The organism is Candidatus Protofrankia californiensis (genome assembly GCF_900634765.1).
Taxonomy (GTDB): domain Bacteria; phylum Actinomycetota; class Actinomycetes; order Frankiales; family Frankiaceae; genus Protofrankia; species Protofrankia californiensis.
Genome location: NZ_CAAAFT010000395.1, coordinates 1 through 6458 on the forward strand (window position 1 = coordinate 1; position 6458 = coordinate 6458).

Genomic DNA, 6458 nt, shown 5'->3' on the forward strand with positions numbered 1-6458 from the left:
GTTTCGGACGACCGGTCCGCCTCCTCCGCTGTTTCGGATTCCACTGTTCCGGACGACCGGTCCGTCGCCGACACGACACTGGAAGTCCGGTGAAAGGCTTCCTCCGGCACCTCGGTGCGTTGCTGACCCTGATGGTTGTGGGCTCGTTCATCCCAATTTCCGGCATGGTCGGTACCGCTTCGGCCGAGGCCGGCAGCGTGAACACGTTTCACTGGGCCGGCGAGAACATCGAACTCCGGCAACTGGCGCTCAACGGCACGGTCAATCCAGCGGACGGCGCACCGGCCGCACTATTACGAATCGGCGATCTCATCAGCGCCAGCGACTTCCGGCTGGAGAAGGAAATCAATCTCGGCGCGCTCGGAATGTGGACGCTGGAGGTGACCGCCAGCACGATGACCGCGGCGAGAACGCCGGAGGGAAGCAGCATCATCGCTCCCTTCACCTGCGTGCGGGACGCCGGTGTGTACGGCTCCGGCGGCGTCACAGGGCTGGTGCTGGACCCCCCGCTCCACTACGCACTCAACGTCGACCCCGCCACCGGATACCAGGACAATATCATCTCGGCGGTGGTCGGCCTGGCCGGGCGAAGCGACGCGCTCCTGACGCTGGGCGGGATATACAGCGAGTCCGGCCAGATCACCATGCCCAGGCTGCACCTGACCGGCGCCTCGGTACTGCTGCGGCCTGGCGGATACTCCCCCGGCATGGACACGCCACCCGCTTACTGCGGCATGTCCGCGGCGCGGTACGCCACGACGCCGGAGGCGGCCGGCGCCACCACAACGCCCACAGCCCCGGGAACGACGCCCGCACCGGAGGTCACCCCCGCTCCAGGGACTCCGAGAGATCCAGGCCTGACCACGGCACCGACCGGATCGGGCCCCGCGCCGACTGCGCCAGCATCCAGCCAGCCGGCGGAGCGGTGTCGGCTGCTGGAGCTGCTCTGCGGGCTCTCCGGACGCTCCTGAAACCCGTTTCAGGGCACCCACCAGGGGCACTCGCCACGGGGGCGCGCGCCGCCCCGCGCGGGTCGGTCACCCAGCAGCCGGGATGCTCACAGGCCGGGACGGGCACGGATCCCCGGGCGCCGCAGCGGGGGAACGGTGGCCGGAGGCTGGCGGCGGGCCGGTAACACGCCGAGCAGCCGCTGGACCGCGGCGGTCACCTCGGTGACCGCCGCATCGAACGCGTCCCCGGCTGCCGGTGGGGGCTGGCGCAGCCCGCTGACCTTCCGGATGAACTGGCGGGCGGCCGCCTCGATCTCCTCGTCGGTCGCCGGTGGCTCGAGACCCCGAAGCTCGGTGATGTTGCGGCACATACCCTCACCGTCCCTCTTCAGGCTCTTCCTCACTGCCGGGCCGCGCTACGAAAGGGATCGTAGATCCGTCTGTCCGGAAATAAACACTGTTTGATCTGGTCAATTTGCGACGCCGACGGTTTGCTTGATCGTTTCGGGCTGGTCGAGCGCGCGGAGCATGTAATGGGCGACGTCGGCGCGTGAGACGGCGATGCCGCGGCGCAGGTTCTGCCCGTAGGCCACCCGGTAGGTACCGGTCAGCGGCTTGTCGGTCAGTCGTGGCGGCCGTACGACGGTCCAGTCCAGCCCACTGTCGTGCAGGACGTCCTCCATCCGCGCGAGATCGGCATAGTGTTCACGCAGCACCACCTTGATCACAGGAGCGGCCAGGTGCCGCGTGAAGAACCCGTCGCCCGGGTCGTGTCTGGGCGGTTGCGGACGGTTGGGCAAAGGTACCGTGCCGATCGGCGCCGCGCTCACAACGACGATGCGTCGTACGCCAGCCGCCCGCATCGCCGCGGTGATGGCCCGCGTGCCCTGCCAGGCGACTCCTGCCTCGGCCTTCGACCGGGCACCAAGACCGGACAGGACCGCGTCGGCCCCATCGACCGCGACCTGCAGTGCCACCGGTTCCGCGGCCGCCAGGTCGGCGGTGACGATGCGTACCTGCGTGGATGGCAGCTTCCGCGGGTTGCGAACAACCGCTGTGACGTCATGGCCCGCGGCGACGGCCTGGTCGAGAATCTGCCGGCCGATACCGCCTGTTGCCGCGAAGATCGTAAGTTTCATCCGTTTCTCCCTGCACCGTAGCGATGACAGAACGTGCTTATCACCTGTCAGCTCCGGTCCGCGCCCGCCACCTGCCCCGTGGGGATGTCGAGGCGGTTCCGCCGACCCCACCGACTGGACGCGCTGGTTGTTCCCGTCCGCCTGCTGGAGATAGCCCTCGTCCACCAGCGTCGAATCATGAAACCGAGGGACCAGAAGATCATGATAACAGCCGTTTTCGTACTCAATTTCTTGATCGAAACAGGACGCACGGCTACCCGACCGGCACCCTGAGGATCATGGGCGTGCATGTGAACGCAGACGCTGCAGCTGCGGGCCGACCGCTGGTCGGCCGCGAGCGCTCCTTCGGTCAGCCTGCGGGGTCAGCCCGCGGGTTCGACCTGGCCGGCCTCGCGGATGCCGGCGGACCATTTCTCCTCGATCCGCCCGTACTTCCACACCAGCAGGGCGGCGGCCCAGGTGATGACGAACAGGCCGACGATGAGGTAGCCGACGACGTTCAGGTCCAGGTTCGAGATCCAGCCCCAGAAGCCGCCGGTGAGGTTCGCCTTCTCGGCGAGGATGCCGAGCAGCTCGATACTGCCGATGATGAACGCGACCGCCACCGACAGCCCGGTGATGGTGATGTTGTAGTAGACCTTGCGGACCGGTTTGGACAACGCCCAGCCGTAGGCGAAGTTCATGAACGAGCCGTCGATGGTGTCCAGCAGGCTCATGCCGGCGGCGAACAGCACCGGCAGCACCAGGATGGCGTACCAGGGCAGGCCGGCGCCGGCGGCGCCGGTGGCGATGAACAGCAGGGCGACCTCGGTGGCGGTGTCGAAGCCCAGCCCGAACAGCACGCCGAGCGGGTACATCTGCCATGGCCGGGTGATAGCCCTGGTGAAGCGGCCGAGGAACCGGTTCATCAGCCCCCGGGAGTTCAACTGCTCCTCCAGCCCGGCCTCGTCATAGGTGCCGCGGCGCATGTCCCGGAACACCTTCACGATGCCGATCAGGATGATCATGTTGATCGCGGCGATGGCGTAGAGGAAGCCGCCGGAGACGGTGGTGCCGATCCAGCCGGTCACGTCGTGCAGGGTCGAGCCGTCGTCGGCAACCTGGCCGGCGAGCGAGCGCACACCGACGCTGAACAGGAACGCCAGGGCGAACACGATCGTGGAGTGACCGAGGGAGAAGAAGAAGCCGACCGACAGCGGCCGCTGACCATCGGTCATCAGCTTGCGGGTGGTGTTGTCGATCGCGGCGATGTGGTCGGCGTCGAACGCGTGGCGCAGGCCGAGGGTGTAGGCGGTCAGGCCCAGGCCGACGCCGAACACCTGGCTGTCGGCGCCGAAACGGTAGTGGTGCGGGGCAATGATCGCGACCAGGGTGAACCAGCCGATCACATGGAGCCCGACGATCACTGCGGCCATGCCGGCGACCGTCGCCCACTCCCCCGGCCCGAGCGCCCGGCGGACCCGCCCGTACAGCCCCATATTGGGCGTGGTGGCGGCGTCAACGGCCACAGCGTCCCCTTTCGATCATTATGTTCCACTCGCGGTCGCAACCCGCCCGCGTCCCCGTCCGGCCGGGCTGGTCGGCTGGGGCTGGTCGGCCGATGTTCGACGATAAGCGGTACACATACGCTTCTGCAAGAACTTTGCAGTAGCTTGCTTTTCGCAGATTCATGCGCTGCGCACCGCGGACGGTGCACGCCGACCCGGCTTGCGGCGTGCCTGCGACACGCGGCCTGCACATGGCTGGCGGCTGGGAGATGGTTGACGGCTGACCAGCAAGATGACAGGAGAGACAAGGAGCGGACGATGCCCAAGACCACACCGTGCCTGTGGTTCGACACGCAAGCGGAAGAGGCCGCCCAGTTCTACACTTCGATCTTCCCCAGTTCCACGATCGTGGACGTCACCCACTACGGCCCGGGCGCACCGCGCCCGGAGAGCATGGTCATGACCGTCACCTTCGTGCTGGACGGGCAGGAGTACGTCGCCCTGAACGGCGGGCCCGAGTTCACCTTCTCCGAGGCGATCTCGTTCCAGGTCAGCTGCGCTTCCCAGGCCGAGGTCGACGAGTACTGGAGCAGACTGACCGACGGCGGGGAGGAAGGACCCTGCGGCTGGCTCAAGGACCGGTACGGGCTGTCGTGGCAGATCGTCCCGACCGCATTGCGCGAACTGCTCACCGACCCCGACCCCGGGCGGTCCCAGCGCGCCATGCAGGCGATGCTGCAGATGAAGAAGATCGATATTGCGGAGCTGTGGCGAGCCGCCGACCAGGCATAGCTCCCCCGGGAAAGATCCCCGAAGAAAAGAAAGGTCATTCCAGGCGGACGCCGCACCGGACGAGGACGCCATACCGAACAAGATCGCGACCGGACGAGACGGCAGCGCTGCCTGCCTGCCTGCTTGTCCGACGGCGATGGGCGATGATGGCATGCCTGTGCGCTGTACGCGTCGAGCCGGTGGAATCGATCCTGCGGAGGAGCGCCGTGACCATTGTCGACCTGGGCCCGGTTCCGGACGGCTCGACGACGCTGTCGGGGTACCTGGCCCGTCCGGACGGGCCAGGCCCCTGGCCGGGCGTGGTGGCGATCCACGAGGTGTGGGGCCTGGACGACGTGATCCGCCGGCACGCCGACCGGCTGGCGCGGGCAGGTTACCTGACCCTGGCACCGGACCTGTTCAGCGACGGCGGCCCGCGCCGGTGTATCGTCAGCACCTTTCGCGCGCTGCGCCGCGGGCAGGGACACCCCCTGCACGACATCGAGGCCGCGCGGACATACCTGGCCCGGCACCCGGACTGCACCGGCAAGGTGGGTGTGATCGGCTTCTGCATGGGCGGCGGATTCGCGCTGCTCGTCGCCAACCGTGGATTCGACGTCGCCGCCGACAACTACGGCATACTGCCCAGGGACCTGCCCGCGGCCGTCACGGGCGCCTGCCCGATCGTCGCGAGCTACGGCGGCCGGGGGCCGGAACGGGCGTCGGCGAGGACCGTACCGAAGCTGGTCGCCGCGCTGGAGGAAGCGGGCGTCCCGCACGACGTCAAGCGCTACCCCGAGGCGGGGCACTCGTTCCTCAACGACATCGCCGTCGGCCCGAAGCTGCTCCAGCCGCTGCTGAAGGTCACGCGGACGGGCCCGGAACCCGCCTCCGCCGCCGACGCCTGGACCCGTATCGAGGCGTTCTTCGGCACATACCTGCGTGACACGACCCGGTAGGCCGTTGACCGTTCGTCGCCGTCTCCGTGGCTGCCGAGGGTATCGGGAGTGTGGAGATCCAGCCGCGTTTCCACCGCCGGGAAACCCGGGGAAACTTCTCCGCCGGGCGCTGGACGGTGACGCGGCCGGCCAGGATGGCAAGAACGGAGACCGGCGCGGCGCGGTTGCCTCCCTCGGCGCGGGTCTGGGGATCGGACGGACCCCCGCGCTCGGCCTGGCCGCCGGCACAGCCGTGCTCGGGTACGCCATGTACAGCCTGCTTCCGCAGGCCAGCGCGCTGTCGGGCGTGGTGTCGTATTCGCCGTGGAACTGGACGATCGGCCAGGATCCGCTGCGCACCGGCCTGCCGATCAAGGGCATGCTGCTGACCCTGGGGTTCGTCGCCGTGTTGGTGACCGCCGGCACCGCAGCCTTCAACCGCCGGGACGTGGGACTCGCATAGCCCGCGGATGCGGGCCAGAGCATCGGTCAAGTAATGCAGATCCTGTCCGCGACCACCCGCACAGGCCATGATCCAAAAGAGTTTGTTGCCGTGTACGCTTTTCGGCCACATTAGCGTACACATCGACAAACTCGCGCCGATCTTCTTGGTGGCCAGCGCTCATCGACGCATACCACCGTTCGCCAGATCGCGCATGGTTATATGACTGGCACTGCCTGGAACCAACACGCCCCATTCCGGATCACCGCAGCCGGCGCCGAACGCAGTGCCTGATCGCTGAAGACACCCGCGAAAGCCACGACATTCGGGAAGTTCGAGCTGTGCCTGGCTCACCCACGTGACCTGGACGCTCTGCGACGCAGATGTCAAAGCCACCGTCGAACGCTGCGCACAAGGTGTGTGCACTGTTGAGCGTCGCTGAGGATGCCGACGGACCCGGGTCGGCGCGTCATGGTCTGTGCCGGGTGGCCGAGGCGGACAAGTTCGCCGTGGATGCGACGGTAGCCCCAGCTGGGATTCCCGGCAGGAGGGCAGTGAGTGCTGTCCGGTCACTCGCTCCTGGTGCGGCCGGTAATGGCGAGGTTGGTAACGCGCTGGTGGGAGCGCGGGCGCGGAGGTTGTTACTCGAAGGCGGCGGCGGCTTTGCGCAAGGTGCGGACCAGCGTTTCGGGGTCGTCGGGGGCGGGCGGTCCCGGAATGTAGGTCACGGA

General features: G+C 67.9%; 7 protein-coding genes. 4 read left to right on the forward strand and 3 right to left on the reverse strand.

The window, feature by feature from the left end; all coding sequences use genetic code 11:
* The first annotated feature begins 89 nt into the window (after positions 1-89).
* Positions 90-971, forward strand: a complete 882-nt coding sequence (locus tag DD1DGNOD_RS20235) for a hypothetical protein (protein ID WP_131768062.1) — start codon at positions 90-92, stop codon at positions 969-971.
* An 86-nt stretch (positions 972-1057) separates the two neighbouring features.
* On the opposite strand, the gene DD1DGNOD_RS20240 is transcribed toward DD1DGNOD_RS20235, so the two are convergent.
* The 3 genes from DD1DGNOD_RS20240 to DD1DGNOD_RS20250 form a co-directional block, all read right to left on the reverse strand.
* Positions 1058-1321: a DUF2277 domain-containing protein gene (locus DD1DGNOD_RS20240; protein ID WP_131768063.1), complete on the reverse strand. Its 264-nt coding sequence runs from the start codon at positions 1319-1321 to the stop codon at positions 1058-1060.
* 99 nt (positions 1322-1420) lie between these two features.
* Positions 1421-2089 carry an NAD(P)-dependent oxidoreductase gene (locus tag DD1DGNOD_RS20245; RefSeq protein WP_131768064.1) on the reverse strand — a complete coding sequence of 223 codons (669 nt, stop codon included), beginning with the start codon at positions 2087-2089 and terminating at the stop codon, positions 1421-1423.
* Positions 2090-2451: 362 nt separating this feature from the next.
* The gene (locus DD1DGNOD_RS20250; RefSeq protein ID WP_131770835.1) at positions 2452-3567 is read right to left on the reverse strand and encodes a HoxN/HupN/NixA family nickel/cobalt transporter; all 1116 of its coding nucleotides are present in this window, start codon (positions 3565-3567) and stop codon (positions 2452-2454) included.
* Between the two features lie 327 nt (positions 3568-3894).
* Here DD1DGNOD_RS20250 and DD1DGNOD_RS20255 point away from each other — a divergent pair, with 327 nt between their 5' ends.
* From DD1DGNOD_RS20255 to DD1DGNOD_RS20265, 3 genes are all read left to right on the forward strand, one after another.
* Positions 3895-4368 carry a VOC family protein gene (locus DD1DGNOD_RS20255; RefSeq protein ID WP_131768065.1) on the forward strand — a complete coding sequence of 158 codons (474 nt, stop codon included), beginning with the start codon at positions 3895-3897 and terminating at the stop codon, positions 4366-4368.
* A 206-nt stretch (positions 4369-4574) separates the two neighbouring features.
* Complete coding sequence (locus DD1DGNOD_RS20260; protein WP_241255864.1) at positions 4575-5306, forward strand: dienelactone hydrolase family protein; 732 nt, start codon at positions 4575-4577, stop codon at positions 5304-5306.
* Positions 5307-5310: 4 nt separating this feature from the next.
* Entirely contained in the window at positions 5311-5748 is a 438-nt protein-coding gene (locus tag DD1DGNOD_RS20265; protein WP_131768066.1) for a hypothetical protein, read from the forward strand.
* Positions 5749-6458 lie beyond the last annotated feature (710 nt).